Origin of the sequence: Salinicola aestuarinus (assembly GCF_003206645.1) — a bacterium.
Lineage (GTDB): Bacteria > Pseudomonadota > Gammaproteobacteria > Pseudomonadales > Halomonadaceae > Salinicola > Salinicola aestuarinus.
Genome location: NZ_PZJP01000005.1, coordinates 151,935 through 177,230, shown reverse-complemented (window position 1 = coordinate 177,230; position 25,296 = coordinate 151,935). Strand labels below are relative to the sequence as shown.

Genomic DNA, 25,296 nt, shown 5'->3' with positions numbered 1-25,296 from the left:
GGCTNNGCCAGCCGGTTTTTTTGAACCGCAAGGCGAGCGCGGCTCGCCTTGCGGTCTGCCTCAGTTCACCCAGGCGCGAGCGTTGCGGAACAGGCGCATCCAGGCACCGTCCTCGGTCCACTCGGCCGGACGCCAGGAGTTGGTCACCGCACGGGCGACGCGCTCCGGGTGCGGCATCATGATGGTGACGCGGCCGTCCGGCGTGGTGAGGCCGGTAATCCCCGCCGGCGAGCCGTTGGGGTTGGCGGGATAACGCGTGGTCACCTGACCGGCGTTGTCGACGTAACGCATGGCGATGTGGCCGCTAGTCTCGGTGCGGCGCAGGTGCCCGCCATCCTCGAACATCGCCTGACCTTCGCCATGCGCCACGGCGATCGGCAGCATGGACCCCGCCATGCCGTCGAGCAGGATCGACGGACTCTCCTCGACCTTGACCATCGACACCCGCGCCTCGAACTGCTCGGAGCGGTTGCGCACGAAGCGCGGCCAGCGCTCGGCGCCGGGAATCAGTTCCTTCAACTGCGAGAACATCTGGCAGCCGTTGCAGACGCCGAGGCCAAAAGTGTCCTCGCGGGCGAAGAACGCCGCGAACTGATCGCGGGCGCGGGCGTTGTAGAGCGCCGACTTGGCCCAGCCGCCGCCGGCGCCGAGGACGTCGCCGTAGGAGAAACCGCCGCAGCCGATCAGCCCCTTCATCTCGTCGAGCGCGATGCGCCCTTCGATGATGTCGCTCATGTGGACGTCGACCGCCTCGAAACCGGCATGGTCGAACGCGGCAGCCATCTCCATGTGGCCGTTGACGCCCTGCTCGCGCAGGATCGCCACTCGCGGACGGGCGCCGCTGCTGATGAACGGCGCGGCGATATCCTCGTTGACGTCGAAGGTCGGGTGGGCGGAGAGCCCGGGGTCCCGCGGATCGAGCAGCGCGTCGAACTCGCTCTTGGCACACTCCGGGTTATCGCGCAGCGCCTGTAGACGATAGCTGGTCTCCGACCAGGTGCGCTGGGTATGCGCGCGGGTCGTCTCGAGCAGCGGCTCTTCGAACAGCGTGACGCGAACCTGATCGTCGTAGCGCGGACGAGCGATGACGCCGCAGGTCTCGAGGCCGGCGGCGGCAAGCTGGGCGAGCACGAACTCGGTGTCCTGGCGATTGACCTGAATCACCGCGCCGAGCTCCTCGGCGAAGAGCGCTTCCACCGCGCCCACGGCGTCGTCGATCAGCCAGTCCAGCTTGATCTCGAGACCGCCACGACCGGCGAATGCCATCTCCAGCAGGGTGACGATCAGGCCGCCGTCACTGCGGTCGTGGTAGGCGAGAATCTTGCCGTCGGCGTTGAGGCCCTGAATGACGCGGAAGAACGCGGCCAGATCCTCGGCGTCGTCGAGATCGGGGCAGACGTTGCCGACCTGACCGTAGACTTGCGCCAGCGCCGAGCCGCCCAGGCGGTTGCTACCGTGGCCCAGGTCGATCAGGATCAGGTCGCTCTCGTCCTGGTCGAGGCGCAGCTGCGGCGTCAGCGTCTTCAACGCATCGGTGACCGGGGCGAAGCCGGTGATGTCCAGCGTCAGGGGGGCGGTAACGCTCTTCTCCTCACCCTCTTCCTGCCAGGCGGTCCGCATCGACATCGAATCCTTGCCCACGGGCACGGCGATGCCGAGCGCCGGGCAGAGTTCCATACCGACAGCGTGGACGGCATCGAACAGCGCCTGGTTCTCGCCGCCGTGGTCCGCCGCACTCATCCAGTTGGCGGAGAGTTTGATGTCCGAAAGCTGCCCGATGGGGGCCGCGGCGAGGTTGGTGATCGCCTCCGCTACCGCCAGCCGCGCACTAGCGGCGGGATCGATCAGCGCCACCGGCGGACGCTCGCCCATCGCCATCGCTTCACCGGCATGGGTGTCATAGCTTGCCGTCGTCACCGCGCAGTCGGCCACCGGCACCTGCCACGGACCGACCATCTGGTCACGCGCTACCGTGCCGGTGATCGAACGGTCGCCGATGGTGATCAGAAAGCTCTTGGAGGCGACGGTCGGCAGCTTGAGAACGCGATCCAGCGCTTCGCGCAGGTCGAGGTTATCGAGTCCGAGACCCGGCAGGTCGAGCTCACGTCGGTCGAAGCGGCGCTGCATCTTGGGCGGCTTGCCGAACAGCACGCTCATCGGCAGATCCACCGGGTCGGCCTCGAAATGGCCGTCGCGCACCGCCAGATGGTGGGCTTCTGTCGCCTCGCCCACGACCGAGTAGGGGCAGCGCTCGCGGGCGCAAATGGCGTCGAACGTCTCGAGCTGCTCCGGCGACACCGCCAGCACGTAGCGCTCCTGCGCCTCGTTGCACCAGATCTCCAGCGGGCTCATGCCCGGTTCGACGCTCTGCACCGCGCGCAGATCGAAGAGCCCCCCGCGACCGCCATCCTTGACCAGCTCCGGCAGCGCGTTGGAGAGTCCACCGGCGCCGACATCGTGAATGAAGGCAATGGGGTTGGCGTCATCCAACGCCCAGCAGCGATCGATCACTTCCTGGACGCGGCGCTCGATCTCGGGATTGTCGCGCTGCACCGAAGCGAAATCGAGATCAGCGCTGGAGGCGCCGGAAGCCATGCTCGACGCCGCGCCGCCGCCGAGACCGATCAGCATCGCCGGGCCGCCCATCACGATGAGCTTGGCCCCGACGGCGATCTCGCCCTTCTGGACGTGGCCGTCACGCACGTTGCCGTAGCCGCCGGCGAGCATGATCGGCTTGTGGTAGCCGCGACGCTCGATGCCATTGGCGCCCACCGCCTCCAGCTCGAAGGTGCGGAAAAATCCGTTGAGATTGGGCCGGCCGAATTCGTTGTTGAAGGCGGCGCCGCCGATCGGCGCCTCGAGCATGATGTCGAGTGCCGACTGGATCCGTTCGGGCTTGCCGTAGTCGAAGGCTTCCCAGGGCTGCACGAATTCGGGGATGCGCAGGTTGGAGACCGTAAAGCCGGTCAGGCCCGCCTTGGGCTTGCCGCCGCGCCCGGTGGCACCTTCATCGCGGATCTCGCCGCCGGCCCCCGTGGCCGCCCCCGGGTGCGGCGCGATCGCCGTCGGGTGATTGTGCGTTTCCACCTTCATCAGAATGTGGATCGGCTCCTGCGTCGCGCCATAGACTTTAGAGTCGGGGGCGGGGAAGAAGCGCCCGCCACTCGCGCCCTCGATCACCGCCGCGTTGTCGCTGTAAGCCGAGAGCACCTTGTCGGGGGAGCACTCGAAAGTGTTCTTGATCATCTTGAACAGCGAATGCGTCTGCGCTTCGCCGTCGATCTCCCAGTCGGCGTTGAAGATCTTGTGCCGGCAGTGCTCGGAATTGGCCTGGGCGAACATCATCAGTTCGACGTCGGTGGGATTGCGCGCGAGCTCCTGGAACGCCGCGACCAGATAGTCGATCTCGTCCTCGGCGAGCGCCAGGCCGAGTTGCGCGTTGGCCGCCGCCAGCGCCGGGCGTCCGCCGTCAATCACATCCACAGTGGAGAGCGGGGTCGGCGCGTGATGGGAGAAAAGCTTGGCGGCGTCGCTGGCATCGAACAGTACCGTTTCGGTCATGCGATCGTGCAGCCGCGACGTGAGGGCGGCGAACGCCTCGGCATCCGGTGCGGTCTTGAAACTCACGCGGTAGCGAATCCCGCGCTCGACGCGGGTCACCCCGGACAGTCCACAGTTATGCAGGATATCGGTCGCCTTGGAGGACCAGGGCGAGAGCGTGCCGATGCGCGGCACGATCAGAAAGGCGTGGCCCGCGTTGGCCGTCTCGGCCTCGGCAGGCTGATCACCGGGGTTCGCGATACCGTAATCCAGCAGCCGCTCGAGGGTCTGGCGAGCCTCGGCGTCGAGATCGGCATGATGGTCAATGAAGTGAACGTAGTGCGCTGTCAGCGTATCGACTTCGGGAACAGCGGCACGCAGATCGGCGAGCAGCTTGGCGTGACGGAATGCAGATAGCGCGGGCGCGCCTTGCAATTCGAGCATGGCGGGGGAAGCCTCCAGGACGGTCAAGGATCGCGGATCTGTCGGATCGCAGGCAATCGGGCGAATCGTGGCAGCGTGCCGAATTTGTTTGGCGTGCATGATACTGGAAAGCGCGGTGGCTCGCTAAGCGCCCTCGCGATGCGCGGGCAAACAATCGTGAGCGTGCGCACGGATGACAGTCGAGGACCGGGCGGATAAGGTAAGGCGTCTGTCGCTACCGACCCTCTCTGAATGCTCGATCTCGCGATGCACCTGCGGCTACTGCGGCTGGCGCTGACGACACTGCTGGCTGCGGCGACACTTGCCTGTCCCGCCGAGTTGCTCCCCCGTGGAAGCAGCGGCCTCGATCCGATTCGCCATCGAGATTTTCTGCAGGTCGCGATTCGCAACGGGCCGCTGACCTACTACGAAGGCGCGCAAGGCCCTACCGGCTTCGAGTACGAGCTACTGCACCGTTTCGCGCGCTCGCTCGGCGTGAGCCTCTCGGTGACCTCGCATACCGCCATCGCCGACGTCTACGACGACATCACCACCCGCAACGCCGACTTCGCCGCCGGCGCGCTGTCGCTGGATGCCGATCGCACCGACGTGCGGTACAGCCAGCCGCTGCTCGAGCTCCAGCCGCTGGTGGTCTATCGCCGCGGGCTGTCGCCGGTGCGCACCCTCGATGACCTGCTCGATCTTCGCATCGGCACCGTGGCCGGCTCCGGCAGCGCCGAGGCGCTGGCGCGCCAGCAGCAGACTGTCCCGGCGCTTGGCTGGCGCGAGGCGGAAAATCTCAGCGTGGCGGACCTGCTGGAGATGGTCGAACGGGACGATCTCGATGCCGCGGTGCTCTATTCCCATCAGTTCACGCTCAACCGGCTCTTCTTTCCCAACGTCGAGCGCGGCTTTGCGCTCGGTCGACCGCAGACGCTGGTCTGGGCGTTTGCCGACGACGCGCCCCTAACACTGCAGGCGGCCGCCAACGCCTTCATACGGCGGCAGCGCCAGAACGGCGGACTGGACACACTGATCGGGCGCTATTTTGGCCACGACGCCTACCTCGAATACGTCGGCGCCCGGCTTTTCATTCGCCACGTGGGCCAGCGGCTGCCGGCCTTCGTCCCCGACTTCAAGGCAGCCGCGCGCGATACCGGCTTCGACTGGCGTCTGCTGGCAGCGCTGGGCTACCAGGAGTCGCACTGGGAGCCCGATGCGACCTCTCCCACCGGGGTCCGCGGGCTGATGATGCTCACTCACCCGACGGCTCGCGAGGTCGGTATCGACGATCGTCTGGATCCCGCTCAGAGTATCGACGGCGGCGCGCGCTATCTGCGTCACATCGAGTCGCGGCTCGATGAGGCGATCCAGGAACCCGACCGCACGTTCATGGCGCTGGCCGCCTACAATGTGGGCCTCGGGCACCTGTTCGACGCCCGCGCCATTGTCCGCCAGCGAGGCGGCAATCCCGACCGCTGGGCGGACGTACGCGAGGCACTGCCGCTGCTGGCGCAGCGCGAGTGGTACTCTCAGGCCCGCCACGGTTATGCTCGCGGCGGAGAACCCGTCATCTACGTGCGCAACGTGCGCCGCTATTACGAGATTCTCAAATACGTTCAGCGCAGCCAGCAGCAGTTCGACCGACTCGGGGAGCGCGTCCTCGAGGCCGACGAGATCGCCCCGCTCGACGTCGTCGCGCCTTTACTCTAACGACCAGACCGTTATAACCATAAGATCGTCGATGCCACCCCGTCCCGGGAACGCCGACGCCGGCCAGGGAGCCATCGTGAGCTATGCCCGTCGCGTCTAGATTCGCGCTCTACATGGCGTTGGTGCCGCTTTGCCTGCTGGCATGGCCCGGGTCAGTACCCGATCAGCGCTGGGTGCTCGTACCGATCACCGGTGCGGTGTGGCTCGGCATGCTCGCCGAAAACTACCGCTGGCGACGCACCAGCCGTTGGCTACTGATTCCCACGGGCTTCGCCGCGCTGGCTCTGCTGTCGAGTTACGCCGTTGCCGAGAGCTGGCTATCGACAGCCGCGTGGCAGGCCGTCCTCGACTGGCTGCCCGGCGGCGGGCGACTCTTCGACGTGCGCCCGCCGGCACTGTCGCTGGGCCTGCTGTTCGGGCTGTCACTCAACACACTGTTGTTGATGCGACTCGGTCTGGGCTCGCCGATCATGCTGCTGCTGATCGCCTCGAGCCTAGCGACATTGAGCTACCAGTCGCTAACGCCACCCCCTGTTCACGCCACCGCCCTGGTGGGCGTCCCGCGGCTGATGCTCGCGACCTTCTGGCTTCTCTGGCTGCACCAGCTATTGGCGATCTGGCCGGTACTCTTTCGCTACTGGCGGCGTATTTTACCGCCGCTCTGCGTCGGCGCTGTCGTCATGTCGGTCACGCTGTTCGGCTGGCAGAGTCAGCGACTGAGCGACAACGACCGCCTCTATCAACGCATCGCCGATGACGGGAGCCGCCTCGCGTCGATGCTGGCGGCAGAGACCAGTTCGCACCTCAAGGCGACACGCCGCTTCGCCAGCTTCTGGAGCATGCTCGGGTCGGTGCCCTCGCAGGCCGACTGGGAGCGCCAGGCCAGACGCTACTACGACGACTTCGGCTACTTTCACAGCATCATGTTCGTCGATCTCGAGGGGGTCGTGCTGCAGGTCTACCCCCTGCGCGGCAATCAGGCACTGCAGGGACTTGATCTCTACGTTGCCGGCGCGACAGTCCCACCGGTGCTCGACCGTCCGTTGGTCTACGGCATCGAAGGGCTGGGGGGCATTCTGACGATTCGCGGTGGGCGTGGCGTGGTCAGCTTCCTGCCCGTACGCGACGTGGTCGACGGCACGCTGCTGGGGGCGGTGGGGACGATGGTGAGCATCGACGACCTGATCCATTCGCTGCTGTCGCAGACCGACAGCAACGACCGCGCCATCGTGCTGAACGGCGAGAACCAGCTCTATTTCTACGACGGTCCGCTTAGCGACCTTGCCAACTGGCAGTACGCGCAGCCGGTCACGCTCGGCGCCGATACGCTGATGCTCAGCGTGCGTCCCAAGCGTGAGCTACTCCTCGAGCTCCGCGAGCGACTGCCGGAGATCACGTTGATCTTCGGTGTCCTGCTCGCCTACCTGCTGTACATGGTGCTTTACATCTATCGCCGGCTGAAACATCAGCACCGGCTCGCCAACGGCGCCAATGAATCGCTGCGCGACGAGATGACGACCCGTGAGCGGCTACAGCGCGAAATCGAATGGCTGGCGACCCACGATGAGCTGACCGAGCTGCCCAATCGTCGCCAGTTGATCGCGTGGATGGACGCGGAAGGCGACACCTCGCCGCTAGCCCTGCTCATCTGCGATCTCGATCACTTCAAGCACGTCAACGATCACTTCGGTCATCTCACCGGTGACCGCTATCTGCAGACGATCGCGGCGCGCTGCCGGATACCGGTCGAAGCCGGTGGCGGGTTGTTCGCTCGTTACGGCGGCGAGGAGTTCGTCGCCTGTCTGCCGGGGTTCAACCGCGACCGGGCGCTCGAGATCGCCGAGGCGATGCGTCGCGCCGCCTCGACCGCCGGGCTGGTACGCCCCGACGGTCAGCCGGTCACGCTAAGCGTGGGGCTCGCGGTTCGCGACGGCGATCGCATCGGCCGCGACCAGCTCTTGCAGGCGGCCGACGACGCCCTCTATCGCGCCAAACAGCAGGGACGAGACCGCGTCGAGATTGATTGATGGCGGGATGACTACCGTCGATGCCGACGCCGCCACCCAAAGCCTGTCGACCGCATCCAAGCCTGTGACCCATCCCCTAAGCCTGTGAGCCATCACCGCCGCAGGGGCCGGCCGCGGTATCGTCCGGCGTTCGGCGACGCTGGAAGAAGGTTTTCAACAGACGCTTGGCGGGGGCGGCGAGTACGCCGCCGCGGATCTCGACCCGATGGTTGAACCAGGGTTGGGCGAAGAGATTGGCACGCGACTCCACCATCCCGCCCTTGGGCTCGGCGGCGGCGTAGATCACCCGCGACAGACGGGCATGAATGATTGCCCCGGTGCACATCATGCACGGCTCGAGCGTCACGAAGAGTTCGCAGGCGTCGAGACGATAGTTGCCGAGCGTGGCGGCGGCATGGCGCAGCGCCTGGATCTCGGCATGCGCGGTAGGATCGTGACCCGCGATGGGCCGATTGTAGCCGCAGCCAATCACCACGCCCTCGGCGTCGACCACCACCGCCCCGACCGGCACTTCACCCGCGTCCATCGCCAGACGTGCCTGGTCGAGGGCGCGGTGCATGTAGAATTCGTCGCTCTGTCGCATACCTCATCCGTCGTGCTGGACGACGTGACCCGCCGTCGGTTTGAACCGATACTGGCGCACGTCTCCGCTGAAGAAAGACCCTCAAGGATACCCGAATGACGCAAGCGCTGGATGACCTGGTCAACCTACTCAGCCTCGAGGCGCTCGAGGAGAACCTCTATCGCGGCCAGAGCCAGGATCTCGGCCTCCCCCAGCTCTTCGGCGGTCAGGCGCTGGGGCAGTCGGCAGCGGCCGCCGCGCGCACCGTGCCGACAGACCGCTATCTGCACTCGCTGCACGGCTACTTCCTGCGCCGCGGCGACGCTCACCAGCCGGTGGTCTACTCCGTGGACCGGGTGCGTGATGGCGGCAGTTTTACCACACGCCGCGTCACCGCGATTCAGAAGGGGCAACCGATCTTTTTCTGCAGCGCCTCGTTTCAGGGCAGCGAGCACGGGCTGTCGCACCAGACGACGGCGCCGGCGATCGAACACCCCGAAGCGCTCGTCGCCCGCGGCGAAGCGGTGCGGCGACGCTTCCAGGGCAGCCCGGTCGAGTTCATCACCGTCGAGGAGCGACACGCCAATCCGCCCTCGCGGATGATCTGGTTCCGTTTGACCGGGGGGGAGCTCCCGGCCGACCCCGCACTGCACCGGGCGCTGCTCGCCTACGGCTCGGATTTCAATCTGCTGCTGACCAGCCTGCTCGCCCACGATGTCGAATTCGGTGACCCGCGCCTTCGTATCGCCAGCCTCGACCACGCGCTCTGGATTCACGAAGACCCCAAACTCGACGACTGGCTGCTCTACGTGATGGATAGCCCCTGGGCCGGCGGCGCTCGCGGTTTCGCCCGCGGCAGCTTCTACGACAGCGACGGCAAGCTGATCGCCAGCGCCGCGCAGGAAGGAATGGTCAGGGTGCAGCCCGAGTCCTGATCCCGCCGGTGCCCCTGAGCCCCCACAAAAAAACCCGCGACAGTGTCGCGGGTTTTTCGCTTTTGGCGGCGGACTTCCGCGCCCGACGTCGGCGCGAGTCTAGCGCCCTCCGACATCGGCGCTTCGGCTCATCAGCTCGCGTCTTTCAGCGACTGCATGTCGATGACGAAGCGATACTTCACGTCGCCTTTCTGCATGCGATCCCAGGCTTCGTTGATCTGATCGATGTTGATCATCTCGACATCGCAGGTGATGCCATTGTCGGCGCAGAAATCGAGCACTTCCTGCGTCTCCGGCATGCCGCCGATCAGCGATCCGGCGAGAACGCGGCGACGGAAGACCAGGTTGGCACCGGCGATCGCCGGGTCGATCGGCTCGAGCAGGCCCACGAGAATATGCGTGCCATCCGGCTTGAGCGCGGCGAGGTAGGGGTTAAGGTCGTGCTGCACCGGGACGGTATCGAGCATGAAGTCGAAAGTCTCGGCGATGGCTTCCATCTCGTCGTCGTTGGTGGAGATGACGACGTGATCCGCGCCCTGCTTCTTGGCCTCGGCCTTCTTCGACTCGGAGCGAGTGAAGAGCGTGACCTCAGCGCCGAGCGCCTTGGCGAGTTTCACGCCCATGTGGCCCAGCCCGCCCATGCCGATGACACCGACCTTGTGGCCCGGCTTCAAGCCGTAGTGCTTGAGCGGCGAATAGGTAGTGATGCCGGCGCAGAGAATCGGCGCCGCCGACTTGAGATCGATCCCGTCGGGCATGCGCACCACGAAACGCTCGCTGACGACGACCTTGTCGGAGTAGCCGCCCTGGGTCAGGGTGCCGTCCTGCTTGTCCGGGCTGCCGTAGGTCATCACGAACCCTTCGGCGCAGTAGTTCTCCAGCCCGTCGTGACATGCCTTGCACTCGCGGCAGGAGTCGACCATGCAGCCGACGCCGACGAGATCGCCGACCTGATACTGGCTCACGTCATCACCGACGGCGGTGACGCGACCCACGATTTCGTGCCCGGGCACGACCGGGTAGGCCGCCATGCCCCAGTCGTCACGAGCAAAGTGCAGGTCGCTGTGGCAGACGCCGCAGTAAAGGATCTCGATTGCGACGTCGTCGGCGCGCGGGGCACGGCGCTCGAAATTCCAGAGCTCCAGCGGCGTGCTGTCGGAGTGCGCGGCATACCCCTTGGCGGGGCTCGCTTGGGTATCGGTCGATTGCGTCATGAATGACTCCAGTGTGGCAACACCGCCGGGAGCGACTGGCGCATCCGTCGGCGGCGTTTCAGGGTAATGGACCCAACCGGTGGGTCGCTTGAACGGGCTGAAGTCTGGTTGACTTTGGCGAAGACGACCATGCTCGTTTCTGTCGCGTGTTTGCGCGATACTATTGCCAGAGCGAGGATAGGCCGCATTTCTGGCCTTGCGTATGCACAATCAACCGATACATCACTGAATCGTCACACCTGAGAGATCTGCCATGCTCGCCTCTCGTCGCACCGTATCCGATAGGCCCCCCGAGGCCTCATCGACGGCCGAAGAACACCGTCGCTGCACGCATCACCTCGCCGAAGCGATTGCTCCGCACGCTGTCGGCGAAGGATTCATCGACACGGCCATCGACGGCGTGCGGCTGATCGCGGCCCACTGCAGTCATGCCCGCACCCCGCTGATCTACGAACCCGGGCTGTTCGTCATGGCTCAGGGCGACAAGATCGGCTACCTCGGCGACCGGGTCATCCACTACGGACCGGGCAACTACCTGGTTCAGGCGCTGCCGCTGCCGTTCGAGTGCGAGACTCGGGCGGACGCCGACATGCCGCTGCTGGGGATCAATATCGCGTTCGACCCGCTCACGCTCAACGAGCTGGTACAACAGATGCCAGCGACATCGGGCGACGATGGCCAGGCGGCCCCGATGGCCGCCGTCGAGCTGGATGCGTCCATGGAGCGAGCGGTGCTCAACCTGATCGAATGCCTGGGCGACGAGACCGCCAGCCGCGTGCTCGGCCCGGGGCGGGTCCGGGAGGTGCTGTTCGCCGCCCTCAAGGGGCCCCAGGGCGATTCGTTGCGTCAGCTCGTCCAGCGCAACGGCCAGTACGCGCGCATCGTCGAGGCACTCAACTATCTCCACGGGCACTACCGCGAGCCACTGACCGTCGACGCCCTCGCCGCCCGCGCCAACATGAGCGCCTCGCATTTCCACCACCACTTCAAACGCACCACCCAGCAGTCGCCGCTGCAGTACCTCAAACGCTTGCGTCTGCTCAAGGCACGGGCACTGCTCGGTCAGCAGCGCATGAACGTCGCGCGTGCCGCCGACGACGTGGGCTACCGCAGCACCTCGCAGTTCAGCCGCGAATACAAGCGCTACTTCGGCGTCAGCCCCTCGGTGGGGTAATACCGCGACCGCGGGGTCACATCGCCATGCCGATGAGACCTCGCACCAGGTAGTAGCCACCGACCCCGGTGACGATCCAGCGCGTCCAGGTTCGAAAGCCGACGTCGCTGAGCCGATTGAGTATTCGGCTACCGCTGCGGGTTCCCAGAAACGCCACCGGAATGCCCAGCAATACCCACCCCCACTCCTGCGGCCCGAGCACCAACGCCGCCCGCCAGTAGAAGACGATCTTCAGCGAGTGCGCGATCACCTGAACCAGTGCCTTGGAGGCGACCACCGCGCGGCGGTCGAGCTGCGAGCGGAGAAAGCCGATGTCGATGGTCGGCCCGGAGACGCCGACGGCGATGGTGAGTCCACCCGACACCACCCCGCAGAAAAAGGCGTGCCAGGGACGCGTGACGTCGAGATGGAACCAGCGTTTGGGGATCCACACCAGCACCGGCATCAGCCCGAGCATGATCAGCACCCCCGTCTCGCTGGGGTGGTAGTCGAGAAAGGCCAGACAGAGCGACGCCACGCTCGTGCCAAGCGCGATACGCACCACAATGGGCCAGACGATGAAGCGCCGCGACAGCCACGCCCTTGCGCCGTTGGCGCTGAGCTGGATAACGCCGTGGACGGCGATGGCGCTTGCCGCCGGCAGCCAGGCGAGCAGAAACCCCAGCAGGATCAATCCGCCGGCCATGCCGAAGATGCCCGATATCAGCGAGGTGGCAAATACGACGCCGAGAAACAGCAGCGGCAGGGAGAGCGTCATCGGCGAGCCGCCCTACCCGTCGTCAGTGGCGCGCAGCCATCAGGGTCAGGCATCCACGGAGTGTGGCGCTGCCAGCACCCGCTGGTAGAACGCCAGGTCGAGCCAGCGATCGAACTTGAAGGCCGATTCGCGAACGGTCCCCGAGTGCTCGAAACCCAGACGCTCGTGGAGGGCGATGCTGGCAGCGTTCTCGGCGTCGATTCCGCCGATCATCAGGTGATAACCCTGCGCCTCGGCGCGCTCGATGAGCGCTGTCATCAGCCGGCGGGCGACGCCGCGCTGACGAAACTCGGCGTCGACGTAAACCGAGTGTTCGACGCTGGTCCGGAACGCCGCCTGCGGTCGGAACGCGCCGTAGCTGGCAAAGCCCATCAGCCGCCCGCTGGCGTCGTCGATAAGACCGATAACCGGCAGGTCGGCATTGCGCTTGGCCTGAAACCAGCCTTCGACGTAGGCCGTGGTGCGTGGCAGGTACTCGTAGAGCGCCGTCGTGTTGACGATGGCATCGTTGAAGATGGCCAGGATCGACTCGCCATGACTGGCGAAGTCGCACTCGATGAGGGTCAAGATGCTGCTCCTTCTCGAAGATCAGCGCGCAGTTTAATACAGCGCGGTCGCCTTGAGTTCCGCCAGTGACTGCCCGTCGGCATCCTCGAGAATCAATCGCTTGCCCGTCTGCTCGAGGCGGGCGGTGCGTGACAGGGCATCGGTCCAGTCGCGCTCGAGCGTGCCGACCTCGCCCGGACACGCCATCCGCGTCGTCGCGACCTGTGAAAACTCCAGCCGCTGACCCTCGAGGGTGTAGCTACCGACCAGACGATTGCAGCCCGTCGAACCGGTGACGCGGCCGTGAGCGTCGAGCACCATGTGCGCCTCGCGCTGATCCGCAGCCACCGTCACCCGCTCGCCGTCCAGCGTCATCAGCTTCCAGTAGGTGCCGACCAGCGCTTCCGCCGGCTGCGCCGTCTCCGGCGTGCCGCCAAACTGCCCCGCACAGGCCGTCAACAGGCCCAGCAACGCTGCCATCAGTAAGCCTTTCCCGCGCATCGCCGTTCTCCGCTGTGAATATGTCGCCATACTGCCCCGGGCACCGCATCGGGACAACGGGGCGGGCCGCTCTTGCCCGATCTCTTCGCATTCCCCACCGGATAACGACGAACGCCGACTCGAGGTCGGCGTTCAGTGGGGCATCGAGCTCGGCAATCGTGCGTTCAGTGGCTCTCGATCATCGCCGTGAGATCGTCGGAGACCAGCGGTAGCGTGTCGCGCCAGGCCAGATACGGCGTTGAGGCGGTCCCGTTGACGAGCACCGTGAAACTCCCCCAGCGCCCGCTTTCCGTGCGGAAATAGCCGGCGATGGCCCGCACGGTGACCGGCTCGTTGAGCGTTCCTGTCTTGATCATCACGTGATCCTGAAAGGTCTGGCTACCGCGTCGAATGAAGCGCATCGGGCCGTTGGTCGGCACCTGCATACCGGCGACGAAGGTGGGAAAGAGCGAAGCACGATCGTACATCGCGCCGAGCAGCGCGTTGACGTCCTGCGCCGACACCCGGTTCTCCGGGGTCAGACCGCTGCCGCTTCTCAGCGTGACCTGACCATGCCCCGGCAGCGCGCCGGCGAAACGCTCCAGCGCCGCACCTGCCTCAGGCAGCCCCTGCTGGGCACCGCTGGTCAAATCGAGGGCGAGCGTATCCGCCATGAAGTTGTTGGAGTAGTTGAGCGTGCGCAGCAGAAGCTCCTGCAGTGGCTTGCCCTCCACCGCCGCCAGCAGCGTGGCATTCGAGGGCGGCGGCGTCTGACTCACCGCGTAGCCGCGAACCCCCACGCCCGCCTGCTCGAGCAGCGACGCCAGTGTTCGCCCGGTCTGATCCGCCGGATCGGAGCTCGCCTTGTAGACGGCCTGTGGCGAGGCACCGGTAGGGATCTGGCCCGTCACCCGCAGCAGGTCGCCCTGACTGTCAGTCAGTCGGCGGGCGTTGAGATTCACCGCACCGCCGGCGGCAACGGTCTCGACGTCGTTGTCGACACGAATCGTCGGCGCCACGGTGTCGCAGCTGGTGATTCGGGCGCGCTCGCCCGGCGCGGCGGGTGTCACCGTGGCGCACCAGTTGGCGTAGTTGACCGCCGCCGAGGAGAGCAGCGCACTGTAGGCGTTGGTGCCTTCGGTACGTGTCTGGCAGCGATCGGTGGTCACGCAGGCCACCGGGCCGAAACGCCACTGGCTCACCACCAGATCACCGTTCACCTGAGACACACCGCGTTCGCGCAGCTTCTGGATCAGACGCCACAGCTCTTCCGAGGTGAGCGCCGGGTCACCGCCACCTTCGAGCACCAGATCGCCATTGAGCACGCCGCCCGCATCGAGCGAGCCGGTCGAGACGAAGCGAGTGGTAAAGCGGTGCTGCGGCCCCCAGCGATCGAGTGTGGCCGCCGCGGTGTAGAGCTTGGTGACCGACGCCGGAGACAGCGACTGGGTCGGATTGAGCGCGCCCAGCACCTCACCACTGTCGAGCAGCCGGGCCTGGGCGCTGAGTACGAAACCGCGGTCGGCGAGCTGGGCGATATGCTCGAACCCGGCCGCCACAGCGACGCTCGAGACCCACGGAAGAGAAAGAAGGCAGACAGCCAGAGAACCTCGAGACAACCAACGCCGCATGGAAATGCTCGCTTTGAGTGAAGGAAGAGAGACGGTGCGAACCCGAATGAAAATTCGCCGCGCTATCGAGACTAGCAGCGTTTCCCGGGGTTAGGCGACGCCGGGACGCAAAGACATCCGCGGGATGTCGTTTCGCCCCGCCGGCCCGGTCGCCGGCGGCGGCGATCATCCGTGAGAGAGGCGGGAAAAGACCTGGATGACGCCGACCCCGGCAATGATCAGCCCCATGCCGAGATAGGCCGGCAGGTCCGGGCGCTCGCCGAACACCACGATGCCGATGAGCGTGACCAGCACGATCCCCAGCCCCGCCCAGATGGCGTAGGTAATGCCCACCGGCAGCACCTTCAGTACCAGCGACAGGGCGTAGAACGACAGTGCGTAGCCCACGACCACGGCGATGCTGGGCACCAGCCGGGTAAACCCTGCCGACGCCTTGAGTGAACTGGTGGCGATGACTTCGGCAACCACCGCCAGTGCGAGTAGCAGATAGCTTGTCATGACGACTCCGGAACCGCGTCGAGGCCGATACGATAGCGCCACAGGGTCTGGCCGCTCTCGGCGTATTTGCGCTCGAACGGGGTGAGGTATGCGTCGCCGGGGGTGAACGCCTCGACCGGCGCCTCACGCCCCACCAGCGTGCTCACCGCCAGCGCGAATTCACGCGCGTAGACCTCCCAGTTGGTACGCAGCTCCAGTCGGCCTCCCAGGGCGATCAGGGTCGGGAAGACCGGATGCCCCTGCCAGCGTTTTTTCAGCTGCGCGCGTTTGGGGTAAGGATTGGGATAGAGCAGGTAGTGCCGGCGGGGTCGCCAGTCGGCGGCCCGGGCCAGCCGCCAGAAATCGACCAGGTCGGCCCGCACCAGCCGCGCGTTGTCCGGCAGCGGGCCGTGATCCCGCCCCAGACGATCCTCGCTGCGGTCGACGCCGATCACCGCATGCTCGGGGTAGCGTTCGGCCAGCTGTCGCGTCGACAGGCCCACGCCGCAGCCGGCATCCAGTATCAGCGGCCGCCCGGCCTCGGCCAGCCAGCGCTCGGCGTCAGCGAAGGCGTCGAGCGTATGCGCCGCCGGCGGACGCTGCCACACGCTTTCACGGGCGCGCTCGACGCGGCGGACAAGATCGTCGTGGGGCGCGGTCTGGGCGCTTTCGATACGGCGGGAGGCGGCTTTCATGGCAGAGAAACGGGCTCGCTGGGTCAGTGAACGAAACGAAGGCCTAGTCTATCAGCCACGACACGACGCAGCGTCGCCACGCTGTGACCCGGCAGCCGCTCGCGCGGTCGACTCGACGTCGGCCGGCATGACGCCGGCTACGCGCGGGTGTATCATGCCTGCCCACATTCAGCCAATCCTGGCAATACGGCCTTAGGTGGCAGGCGCGGCACCCCGTTTATCGTCGATGTCTCTTCGTGATTTCTAGTCGAGCGAACGCACCTCGACCGCTGTTTCTCGCCTGATGGGCTATCGACAGTGGCCTCGCCCCGCGGTATCGGCTCTCGCGTGAGCCGCCTTGCCCTCTCACCTCACAACCGATTGCCCCAACGCTTACGAGGGACGTGGCTTGTCACATTTACCGGTGATCGTCGGAATGGGCGGCATCAACGCCGCAGGCAGGACCTCCGGGCACCAGGCCTACCGCCGGACGATTCTCGACGCCCTGCCGCAGGCGACCCAGCACCAGACCCTGACCGCGCTGGCCGCGCTGATGCGCCTGATCACCCAGCGCGACGACGGCCGCTGGGAGACTGCCGATGGCGAGGTGCTCGACACCGCCGTGGCAGCGGACCGATGCCGTCAGACCGTGCTTGAACACACGCTGATTCGCCGGATCGAGGACGACACCTTCGCCGAGGCGGGGATCCCCGGCAACCGTCCGGTCACGATGAACCTCAGTGAGCCGTTCACCTTCACGATCTCGCGCCGCCAGCTACCCCAGCCGCTGCCCGAGGGATGGGAAACGCAGGAAGTCGACGCCAAGACGGTCGAGGTGAGCGTGCCCGCCGGCCCCCTGGAGGCGCTGCTGCCGGAGCGGCGACAGGCGTCGGTGCGCGCTGCCGGTCAGTTGCCCGATGGCTTCGCGCCGGCATCGTTCTATCGCAGCGTTCATCACCCCCGCGGCCTGTCGATGGCGATTTTCGGCGCCAGCGACTGCCTCGGCCAGAGCGGACTCGACTGGGATGCCCTGCGTGATCGCCTCGACCCCGACGCTATCGCCGTCTACGCCGGCAACTCCATCGGCCAGCTCGACGACGCCGGTTGGGGCGGCATGCTCAAGAGCTATGTCACCGGCAGCCGCGTCACCTCCAAGCAGATGCCGCTGGGCTACGGCCAGATGACGGCGGACTTTCTCAACGCCTACGTGCTCGGCAGCGTCGGCGCCACCGGCGCGATTCAGGGCGCCTGTGCCACCTTCCTCTACAACCTGCGCCTTGGCGTCGAGGACATTCGCCATGGCCGACGCCGGGCGGTGATGGTCGGCACCAGCGATGCGCCGGTGACCCCGGAGATCATCGAAGGTTTCCGCGCCATGAGCGCCCTGGCCGACGACCAGAGCCTGATGGCGCTCGATGCCCTCGAACTGCTCACCGACACCGACTATCAGCGCGCCTGTCGCCCGTTTGCCCGCAACTGCGGCTTCACCATCGCCGAGGCCTCGCAGTTCGTGCTGCTGATGGACGACTCGCTGGCGCTGGAGACCGGCGCCCAGATCCTCGGTTCGGTACCCGCGGTGCACGTCAACGCCGACGGCTGGAAGCGTTCGATCTCCGCCCCCGGCATCGGCAACTACATCACCCTTGGCAAATCGGTGTCGCTGGCGCGCTCGATTCTCGGCGACGAGAGCGTGCGTCAGCGCACCTATCTGCACGCCCACGGCACCAGCACGCCGAAGAATCGCACCACCGAGTCGCATATCTTCGACCAGGTTGCCCGCGCCAACGGCATCGAAAATTGGCCGGTCGCGGCGATCAAGGCGTTCATCGGTCACTCCCAGGGCAGCGCCGCTGGCGATCAGATAGCCAGCGCCCTGGGGACCTTCGCCCACGGCTGGATTCCCGGCATCCCGACGCTCGATGCCGTGGCCGACGACGTCTACGCTGAGCGGCTACGCTTTTTCCAGGATCCGCTCGCCTTCGAGGCCGACGCCAGCTTCGTCAACGCCAAGGGCTTCGGTGGCAACAACGCCACCGGCCTGGTGCTCTCGCCGAGCGTCACCGAGCGGCTGCTGGTCAAGCGCCACGGCCAGCGCGCCGTCGACGACTGGCGCCGGCGCCGCGAGCAGACACTGGCGACCGCCGAGCGCTACGACGCCAACGCCGACGCCGGACGCTTCAACGTGATCTATCGTTTCGGCGAGGGCGTACTCGACGGCCCGGAGCTCGACGTCAGCGAGAGTGCAGTCTCGATTCCCGGTTACGGCCAGCCGGTTTCACTGAAGGCGGACAACCCCTTCGGTACACTCGACTGACGCCCCGACAGGCGACGCGATGACGTCAACGAGGTAAATGGCATGCACACCGTGGTCTACCCCGGCACCTTCGACCCGATCACCAACGGCCACCGCGATCTGATCGTCAGAGCCGGGCGGCTGTTCGAGCGGGTCGTGGTGGCAGTGGCCGAGAGCCCGCGCAAGACCCCGGCGCTCGGTCTCGATATCCGCACCTCGCTGGCCCGAGAAGTGCTCGCCGACTGCGACAACGTGGAAGTGATCGGTTTCGACGGCTTGCTCACCGAGCTGCTCGCCAGTCTGAATGCGCGCATTCTGCTGCGCGGCGTCCGCGGTGTCAGCGACTTCGAGTACGAGCTGCAGCTGGCCAACATGAATCGCGCCCAGGCCCCCGACGTCGAGACCCTGTTTCTGACGCCGGAGGTCCAAAACGCCTACGTCTCCTCGACCCTGATTCGCGAGATCTCGCGGCTGGGCGGAGACGTTTCCCAACATGTATCGCCCTGCGTGGTCGACGCGCTGCGTCGGCGATTCATGGCAGACGACGGCTGATCGCCGCGAGGAGTTCGACATGGCCCTGATGATCACCGACGAGTGCATCAACTGCGACGTCTGCGAGCCGGAGTGCCCCAACGACGCCATCTCGCCGGGCGAGGAGATCTACGTCATCGACCCGGCCCACTGCACCGAGTGCGTCGGCCACTTCGACGAGCCCCAGTGCCAGCAAGTCTGCCCGGTGGACTGCATTCCGCTCGATCCCGAGCATGAGGAGAGCAAGGAACAGTTGATGAAGAAATACGAGATCATCACCGCCGCCTGAGCGCCTCTCCCTCCTTCCCGCACGACTCGCCAAGTCCCCGACCGCAAGACGCCATCGCCGCCCCGATCCCAGGACCGGGGCGGCGATGGCGTTGTCGATGGCCGCTAGTCGCGGTCAGAAGGTGTAGGTGGCGTAGAGCTCGATGAGCTGGGCGTCGTCGTCGTTGCCGCCGAATCGCTCCTCGGCGCCGGTCTCCGGCGAGGCGAAGGCATAGATCGCCGACAGCGACAGCCGCTCGGTGATCGACCAGTCGGCGTAGAGATTGATCTCGTTGGCGAAGTCACTGTCGCTGACGCCCGCCGCCTCACGGTCATGATAGCGGAAGTGATAGCCGATCACGCCGGCCTCGAGATCGTCCCGCGGGGCCACCGAGAGCCGCACCATGTCGATATCGAGATTGCTGTTGAAGAGCATGTACTCGCCGACGATCTCCCCCATGAACCAGTTGCCCCAGCCGCCGGCGAAGTCGTAGAAGAGCGTGTCGTAGTTGGCCTCGAACTCCGCGTGGCGATAGGCGAGCTGCGGCGTCCACGGCAGGTCGACGAAGTCGTACGTGGCCTGGACGTACCAGCCACTGTCATCGATGCCTTCGTCGTCGTTCTTCTCGAGCACGAACTGGCCGCCCAGCGACAGATTGGGCACGGCGGTAAAGGGTTTGGCCTTGGCGCGCAGGTTATAGACGTCCATGCCGTCGCGGGTGGCAGTATCGCTGTCGTAGACCCGCAGGTAGGCCGCCCCAACCTTGGCCCGCTCCCCGAAGGTGTAGTCGACGTTGATGCCGTTGGCTTTCGTCTCGGTATCCGGCCCGCCACGCACGTACTGGTCCGCCTCGAGATGGAAGAGATCACCGTGCCAGCCCTGACTGTCGAGCGATGCCACGGCGGTATTCTCGAACCCCTCGCTGGGGCCGATGTAGTAGCCCGCGTACTTGCCGGTATCGGTGAAACCATCGCCGACGAGAAAGCCCTCGCCGAACTGGAACTTCTGGCGTCCGCCGGAGAGCGTGACCGCGTCCTCGCCGAGGGTGTCCGCCCATAGGCTGCCGCTGCGCCAGCCGAGATAGGCGCGGTCGAGGCGGCCATGCTCGGGATGGTTGGGGGTAGCACCGGCCGCGTCACCGTAGCGGCTGCCGCGCGTCGCCGCGTAGCTTCCCTGCACGCCGGTAAACCAGGTGCCGGCGTCATCGACGTCCCACTCGGCGGTCAGCGCGGGCTGAACCACCGCCTCCAGCCAGTCCGGGCTCGAACCGGTCGGGGCGCCGGCGTCAATGCTCGACCCCGAGCCGAAATTGACGTCGTCGGTCGCGGCGGCGAAGCCGTAGAGTGACAGCCCGCCATTGAGACGCACATCGCCATCGCCGCTTTCATACAGCGTGTGAGGCGCGGCAGGCGGCACGATGCCGGCGGTCTGGTAGTCGATATCGGTGACGGCGGTATAGGCGAACGCACCGGAAGCGGGAAGCATCAATGCGGCGGCGGCAAGCGATCGACGCGACGCACGACCGGCAACAGCGGTAGTTATCGTCATGATTCATTCCTTGAAAGCGATCGGATCTTGTTGTGTTGCGTCGCGAACGGTATCGACCGTGAGGCCATTTGTCGGCGGCGGTTCTCTTAACGTAGAGGAGCGGGCCCCAAGCGCAACTCTCAATGCCAACTCAGCGCATCGCCCGCGGCCACATCACGCCCGCGACGCACCGCGCATCGATCGACAGGCACCGACCGCGTATCCTGTGGCCCGCGTGACATACCTCGCGTCTCGTCACGCCGCCGGCTGCGCCGCTGCACGCCTTGCCGTGGCGTTTTCCCAGTGCCCTTTGCCCACCTATCAACACGACAAGGACTGCCGTGGATCGCTCGACCGCCAGTGACACCGCTCCCCGCCGCTACACCACGTTCCACATTTGGAATCTGGCCTGGCCGATCATTCTCTCCAATCTGAGTGTGCCGCTGCTCGGGCTGGTCGATACCGCGGTAGTCGGCCATCTACCGGACTCGCGCTACCTCGCCGCGGTAACGCTCGGAGCGACGCTCTTCAGCTTTCTCTACTGGGGCTTCGGCTTTCTGCGCATGGGCACCACCGGACTCACCTCCCAGGCAGTCGGGCGAGAGAGCGACAGCGACGTCCGACTGCTGCTGGCGCAGTCACTGGTGATGGCGGGCGTGATCGGGCTCTTGCTGATCCTGCTTGCCGAGCCGTTGATCTCGCTGGGGCTATGGCTTCTCGACGGCAGTGCGGTGGCGACGGCGCTGGCCGGTGACTACGCCCACATCCGGATCTTCTCGGCGCCGGCGGTGCTCGCCAACTACGCCATTCTGGGCTGGTTCATCGGCCAGCAGCGCACCCGCATCACTCTGGCGATCCTGCTGCTCACCAACGGCGTCAATATCGCCCTCGACCTGCTGTTCGTGGTCGGCTTCGGCTTTGCCAGCGACGGGGTCGCCTGGGCCTCGCTGATCGCCGACTACAGCGCGCTCGCCTTCGGACTGTGGCGCGTGGCGCTGCACTGGCGCACGCTCGGCGGGTCACTGTCGCGGGAGGCGTTGCGCTCGCTGGCGCGCTACGCGGAGCTGATCCGCGTCAATCAGCACCTGTTCGTGCGCACGCTGGGGCTGCTGTTCGCGCAGGCGTTCTTCACCGCTCAGGCGGCCAACTTCGGCGATACGGTGCTCGCCGCCAATGCCGTTCTCCTGCAGTTCATCATGCTCACGTCCTTTGCCCTTGACGGTTTCGCCAACGCCGCCGAGGCGCTCACCGGGCGCTCGGTGGGCCAGCGCGCCTGGGACGACTTCAACGATGCCGTCCGGGCCGCCACCAAGCTCTCGGTGGCGGTCGCCGGGGCGTCAATGTTGATGTTCGCCGTCGGTGGCGACGCGCTGGTGGCACTGCTGACCGATCTTCCCGAGGTCCGCGCCACCGCCACCGACTATCTGCCGTGGATGGTCGTGATGCCGGCGATCGCGGTCTGGAGCTACCTGCTCGACGGGGTGTTCATCGGCGCCACCGAAAGCCGTGCGATGCGCGATACGGTGTGGCTGGCGATCGCCTGCTACCTGCCGGCATGGTGGCTGACTCAAGGGCTCGGCAACCACGGCCTGTGGCTGTCGTTTCTGCTCTTCACCGCCGTGCGCTCGGCGTCCCTCGGCGCCTGTTATTGGCACTACCGCCGCACGCGCTGGACAGCTACGCCCACCGGCTGACGTCGCGGGCTCCGGCGGGCGCCCTGGACGGCCTCAGGGTGGCGAGCCCACCGGCGGCCGGGCGACTCGACCAAGGTTGACTGACGCCATTGGCGTCCAGGCGCTACGCTCGGCCGACACCCACCGACGAGCCCGCCTCCATGCTCCAGCGTCTATCGCGCCCCGCCGTTCGCATGGTCGAACGCTATCTGCCCGATCCCTACATCTTCGTGCTGCTGCTCACGCTCATCGCCGCCCTCGCCGCGATGCTCATCGAGGGGCGAGCGCCACTGGCCGTCATGCGCGACTGGGGCGACGGGTTCTGGGGGCTGCTGTCGTTCTCGATGCAGATGCTGCTGGTACTGGTCACCGGCTTCATGCTCGCCAGTTCGCCGCCGATCAAGCGGCTGCTCGACCGACTGGCAAGCCTCGCCCGCTCGCCGGGTGGCGCCATCGTGCTGGTCACGCTGGTGTCGCTGGCGGCGAGCTGGATCAACTGGGGCTTCGGGCTGGTGATCGGCGCGCTCTTCGCCAAGGCGCTGGCGCGACGCATCCGGGTCGACTATCGCCTGCTGATCGCCAGCGCCTACTCGGGGTTCGTGGTCTGGCACGGCGGGCTCGCCGGCTCGATCCCGCTGACCATCGCCACACCGGGCCACTTCAGCGAGGCCGAGATCGGCCTCATCTCCACCTCGCAGACGATCTTTGCCGGTTTCAATCTGCTCATCGTTGCGGCGCTGTTCGTGATCATGCCGCTGGTCAATCGCTGGATGCTGCCGGCGCCTCGCGACAGCGTCTACATCCCGCCCTCGCGCCTGACCGAGCCGGGCGCCGACGACCGGGTGACGATCGAGCGCCCGGCGGACCGACTGGAGAACTCGACCCTGCTCTCCTGGCTGGTCGGCGTACCGGGGCTCGCCTATCTGATCTACGACTTCGCCATTGCCGGTGGCGGGCTCAACCTCAACAGCGTCAACTTCCTGTTCCTGATGCTGGCGATCGTGCTGCACCGCACCCCGAGAAGCCTGCTGGCGAGTCTCAACGAGGCGATCAAGGGCGGCGCCGGTATCGTCATCCAGTTCCCGTTCTACGCCGGTATCATGGGCATCATGATGGGCTCGGGGTTGGCCGAGTCGCTGTCGCAGATGTTCGTCGCCATTGCCAGCGCCGAGAGCCTGCCGTTCTGGTCGTTCATCAGTGCCGGCGTGGTCAATCTGTTCGTCCCCTCCGGCGGCGGGCAGTGGGCGGTACAGGCACCGGTGATGCTGCCCGCCGCCGAGGCGCTGGGGGCGGACGTGGCCCGGGTGGCAATGGGGGTCGCCTGGGGGGATGCCTGGACCAACCTGCTGCAGCCTTTCTGGGCACTACCGGTGCTCGCCATCGCCGGGCTGAACGCCAAGGACATCATGGGCTTCTGCCTGATCCAGCTCGTGGTGACCGGTGCCGTGATCGGACTGGGACTGACGCTCCTGTAGCGCCACCGGGGCCCTGGCGGGCCGCCCGCGATGGGCAGTCCCGGCCAAACGTGATACATCTTGCGCCCAGCGAGCGCGCCTGTGCGTGACAGGTCGCGCCGAACGACAACGAGCGAAATACCGACTCTTCGAGGCGAACGTGGCGCAAGACGACATTCCCCGACAGCACGAGCTGTCGATGACCGTACTCATCAAGCCAGTCATGTTATACACAAACTCTACCTCTGCAGTCAAAACCGCGTGATTGCTAGCTTGCCTGAACATGGGCTAGGCTAGATACTGTCTATCCATACAGTATCCGAGAGCCCGGCTATGGAAGCCCTACAGAAGTCAATCGAATCGAACGCACGCCTTTACCTACCTCACCTCGAAAGCCTGTGTCGTGCGGGCATAAGCGGGTTTCCTAGCCCCGCGCAGGACTATGAAGGTAGGAGGCTTGACCTCAATGAGTTTTGTTAGCAAGAACCCTTGTTATTGAAGAAGTGGTAATAGCTGTCAAGGCGTCTACTTTATGCATGCATAGACATAAAAAAGCCCCGCTGGTGGGCGAGGCTTTGAAACTCCTGCTGAGAGTTATTCAATAGCTTTCAAATTAGAAATAAGCTGTTCTGTGTTAGCATTATAAGCTTTCTCACTTGCATCCTTTTCTTTCGCGTAGAAAAGAACCTTGAAGCCAGTAGCAGTTCCCGAGCTAGTGATCGATTCTTCATACACATTCAATGAATTTGAGATTTGAGTCAAAATATACTCGATAGTCATTGTTCTTGTGATATCAGTAAAGGTAGTTTTGGTAGAAAAGGCTCCGTAAGCCCCGCTATCAACCATTTTGGCTGACAATGCATAACGAGCAGAGCTTTCGGTGCTAGCAAGCATACCTGCTGAATCAAGAGATTTTTCCAACACTTCTTTTGCTGATTCATTGTCGAGATTCGGCGATACAGTAGAAGTGAAGGAAAGAGGATTAGTGCCCTTGAACCCTTCAGTATCTGAAACAGTGACACCTTGATAAAGCTTATGTGACTGACTAACACTGTCACTAGCTATGAATGCTGATTTGTTAGGATCAGATTGGCTAGTTATGCTTACACAACCTTGAAGGCCAAGCAAAGCAAATGATATAAAAGCAATAGATATAGTTTTGAAAGTTTTCATTTTTGTTCCCCTTTATATTTTTGGTTTCAGTCTTTATTATATCATCATAGTTTTTAAGCATCAACTATTTAATGCTAATATTATTTATTGATCGCTAATTTTTAATTGATTAAAGCTATTCTCTTAAAGCCAGACAAAATCAACTAACTCTCTTTATCAATAACATTGAGCGCTGGAACGAAGTTCCAAGCGAATAGGTTTTGTTTTTCTAAAACCGAAATTCG

20 protein-coding genes are annotated in these 25,296 nt (G+C 65.1%); 9 read left to right on the top strand and 11 right to left on the bottom strand.

Annotated features, from left to right (window positions below; genetic code table 11):
• Positions 1-60: 60 nt before the first annotated feature.
• Positions 61-3,984, bottom strand: a complete 3,924-nt coding sequence (purL, locus tag DOM41_RS06225) for a phosphoribosylformylglycinamidine synthase (protein WP_110685977.1) — start codon at positions 3,982-3,984, stop codon at positions 61-63.
• A 231-nt stretch (positions 3,985-4,215) separates the two neighbouring features.
• Here purL and mltF point away from each other — a divergent pair, with 231 nt between their 5' ends.
• Complete coding sequence (gene mltF / locus DOM41_RS06220) at positions 4,216-5,676, top strand: membrane-bound lytic murein transglycosylase MltF (RefSeq protein ID WP_245391759.1); 1,461 nt, start codon at positions 4,216-4,218, stop codon at positions 5,674-5,676.
• A gap of 83 nt (positions 5,677-5,759) precedes the next feature.
• On the top strand, positions 5,760-7,703 hold the full coding sequence (locus DOM41_RS06215) for a sensor domain-containing diguanylate cyclase (protein WP_110685976.1): 1,944 nt from the start codon (positions 5,760-5,762) through the stop codon (positions 7,701-7,703).
• A gap of 76 nt (positions 7,704-7,779) precedes the next feature.
• Here DOM41_RS06215 and tadA read toward each other — a convergent pair whose 3' ends face one another.
• Positions 7,780-8,286 (bottom strand): tRNA adenosine(34) deaminase TadA, encoded by a 507-nt coding sequence (tadA, locus tag DOM41_RS06210; protein WP_110685975.1) that lies wholly within the window; start codon positions 8,284-8,286, stop codon positions 7,780-7,782.
• A 95-nt stretch (positions 8,287-8,381) separates the two neighbouring features.
• Between tadA and DOM41_RS06205 the strand changes: the two genes are divergently transcribed.
• Complete coding sequence (locus tag DOM41_RS06205; RefSeq protein WP_110685974.1) at positions 8,382-9,200, top strand: acyl-CoA thioesterase; 819 nt, start codon at positions 8,382-8,384, stop codon at positions 9,198-9,200.
• Positions 9,201-9,331: 131 nt separating this feature from the next.
• Here the strand turns inward: DOM41_RS06205 and DOM41_RS06200 are convergent, their stop codons facing one another.
• Positions 9,332-10,414, bottom strand: coding sequence for an NAD(P)-dependent alcohol dehydrogenase (locus tag DOM41_RS06200; RefSeq protein WP_110685973.1), 1,083 nt, complete (start codon positions 10,412-10,414; stop codon positions 9,332-9,334).
• Between the two features lie 253 nt (positions 10,415-10,667).
• On the opposite strand from DOM41_RS06200, the gene DOM41_RS06195 reads away from it, so the two are divergent.
• On the top strand, positions 10,668-11,588 hold the full coding sequence (locus DOM41_RS06195) for an AraC family transcriptional regulator (protein WP_110685972.1): 921 nt from the start codon (positions 10,668-10,670) through the stop codon (positions 11,586-11,588).
• A 16-nt stretch (positions 11,589-11,604) separates the two neighbouring features.
• Here DOM41_RS06195 and DOM41_RS06190 read toward each other — a convergent pair whose 3' ends face one another.
• The 6 genes from DOM41_RS06190 to trmB form a co-directional block, all read right to left on the bottom strand.
• Entirely contained in the window at positions 11,605-12,345 is a 741-nt protein-coding gene (locus DOM41_RS06190; protein WP_110685971.1) for a TSUP family transporter, read from the bottom strand.
• A gap of 45 nt (positions 12,346-12,390) precedes the next feature.
• Positions 12,391-12,912, bottom strand: a complete 522-nt coding sequence (locus DOM41_RS06185) for a GNAT family N-acetyltransferase (protein WP_110685970.1) — start codon at positions 12,910-12,912, stop codon at positions 12,391-12,393.
• Positions 12,913-12,945: 33 nt separating this feature from the next.
• A complete protein-coding gene (locus tag DOM41_RS06180; protein ID WP_157956869.1) occupies positions 12,946-13,392 on the bottom strand; it encodes an META domain-containing protein in 447 nt (148 codons plus the stop codon).
• A gap of 164 nt (positions 13,393-13,556) precedes the next feature.
• Positions 13,557-14,930: a D-alanyl-D-alanine carboxypeptidase/D-alanyl-D-alanine endopeptidase gene (gene dacB, locus DOM41_RS06175; RefSeq protein ID WP_245391758.1), complete on the bottom strand. Its 1,374-nt coding sequence runs from the start codon at positions 14,928-14,930 to the stop codon at positions 13,557-13,559.
• Positions 14,931-15,167: 237 nt separating this feature from the next.
• A complete protein-coding gene (locus tag DOM41_RS06170) occupies positions 15,168-15,500 on the bottom strand; it encodes a DMT family transporter (protein WP_110685967.1) in 333 nt (110 codons plus the stop codon).
• Entirely contained in the window at positions 15,497-16,174 is a 678-nt protein-coding gene (trmB, locus tag DOM41_RS06165) for a tRNA (guanine(46)-N(7))-methyltransferase TrmB (RefSeq protein WP_110685966.1), read from the bottom strand. The genes DOM41_RS06170 and trmB overlap by 4 nt, the downstream gene beginning before the upstream one ends.
• 415 nt (positions 16,175-16,589) lie before the next feature.
• On the opposite strand from trmB, the gene DOM41_RS06160 reads away from it, so the two are divergent.
• From DOM41_RS06160 to DOM41_RS06150, 3 genes are read left to right on the top strand one after another with little or no spacing between them, the layout of a single operon-like run.
• Positions 16,590-18,467, top strand: coding sequence for a beta-ketoacyl synthase (locus DOM41_RS06160; RefSeq protein ID WP_110685965.1), 1,878 nt, complete (start codon positions 16,590-16,592; stop codon positions 18,465-18,467).
• A 42-nt stretch (positions 18,468-18,509) separates the two neighbouring features.
• On the top strand, positions 18,510-18,998 hold the full coding sequence (coaD, locus tag DOM41_RS06155) for a pantetheine-phosphate adenylyltransferase (protein ID WP_110685964.1): 489 nt from the start codon (positions 18,510-18,512) through the stop codon (positions 18,996-18,998).
• A gap of 19 nt (positions 18,999-19,017) precedes the next feature.
• Positions 19,018-19,266 (top strand): YfhL family 4Fe-4S dicluster ferredoxin, encoded by a 249-nt coding sequence (locus tag DOM41_RS06150; protein WP_110685963.1) that lies wholly within the window; start codon positions 19,018-19,020, stop codon positions 19,264-19,266.
• A 114-nt stretch (positions 19,267-19,380) separates the two neighbouring features.
• On the opposite strand, the gene DOM41_RS06145 is transcribed toward DOM41_RS06150, so the two are convergent.
• Positions 19,381-20,793, bottom strand: coding sequence for an alginate export family protein (locus DOM41_RS06145; protein WP_110685962.1), 1,413 nt, complete (start codon positions 20,791-20,793; stop codon positions 19,381-19,383).
• 320 nt (positions 20,794-21,113) lie between these two features.
• Between DOM41_RS06145 and DOM41_RS06140 the strand changes: the two genes are divergently transcribed.
• Together DOM41_RS06140 and DOM41_RS06135 are read left to right on the top strand one after the other, a co-directional pair.
• Complete coding sequence (locus DOM41_RS06140; RefSeq protein ID WP_245391757.1) at positions 21,114-22,466, top strand: MATE family efflux transporter; 1,353 nt, start codon at positions 21,114-21,116, stop codon at positions 22,464-22,466.
• A gap of 140 nt (positions 22,467-22,606) precedes the next feature.
• Positions 22,607-23,920 (top strand): short-chain fatty acid transporter, encoded by a 1,314-nt coding sequence (locus tag DOM41_RS06135; protein WP_110685961.1) that lies wholly within the window; start codon positions 22,607-22,609, stop codon positions 23,918-23,920.
• A gap of 573 nt (positions 23,921-24,493) precedes the next feature.
• Here the strand turns inward: DOM41_RS06135 and DOM41_RS17460 are convergent.
• Entirely contained in the window at positions 24,494-25,072 is a 579-nt protein-coding gene (locus tag DOM41_RS17460; protein WP_157956868.1) for a hypothetical protein, read from the bottom strand.
• Positions 25,073-25,296: the final 224 nt, after the last annotated feature.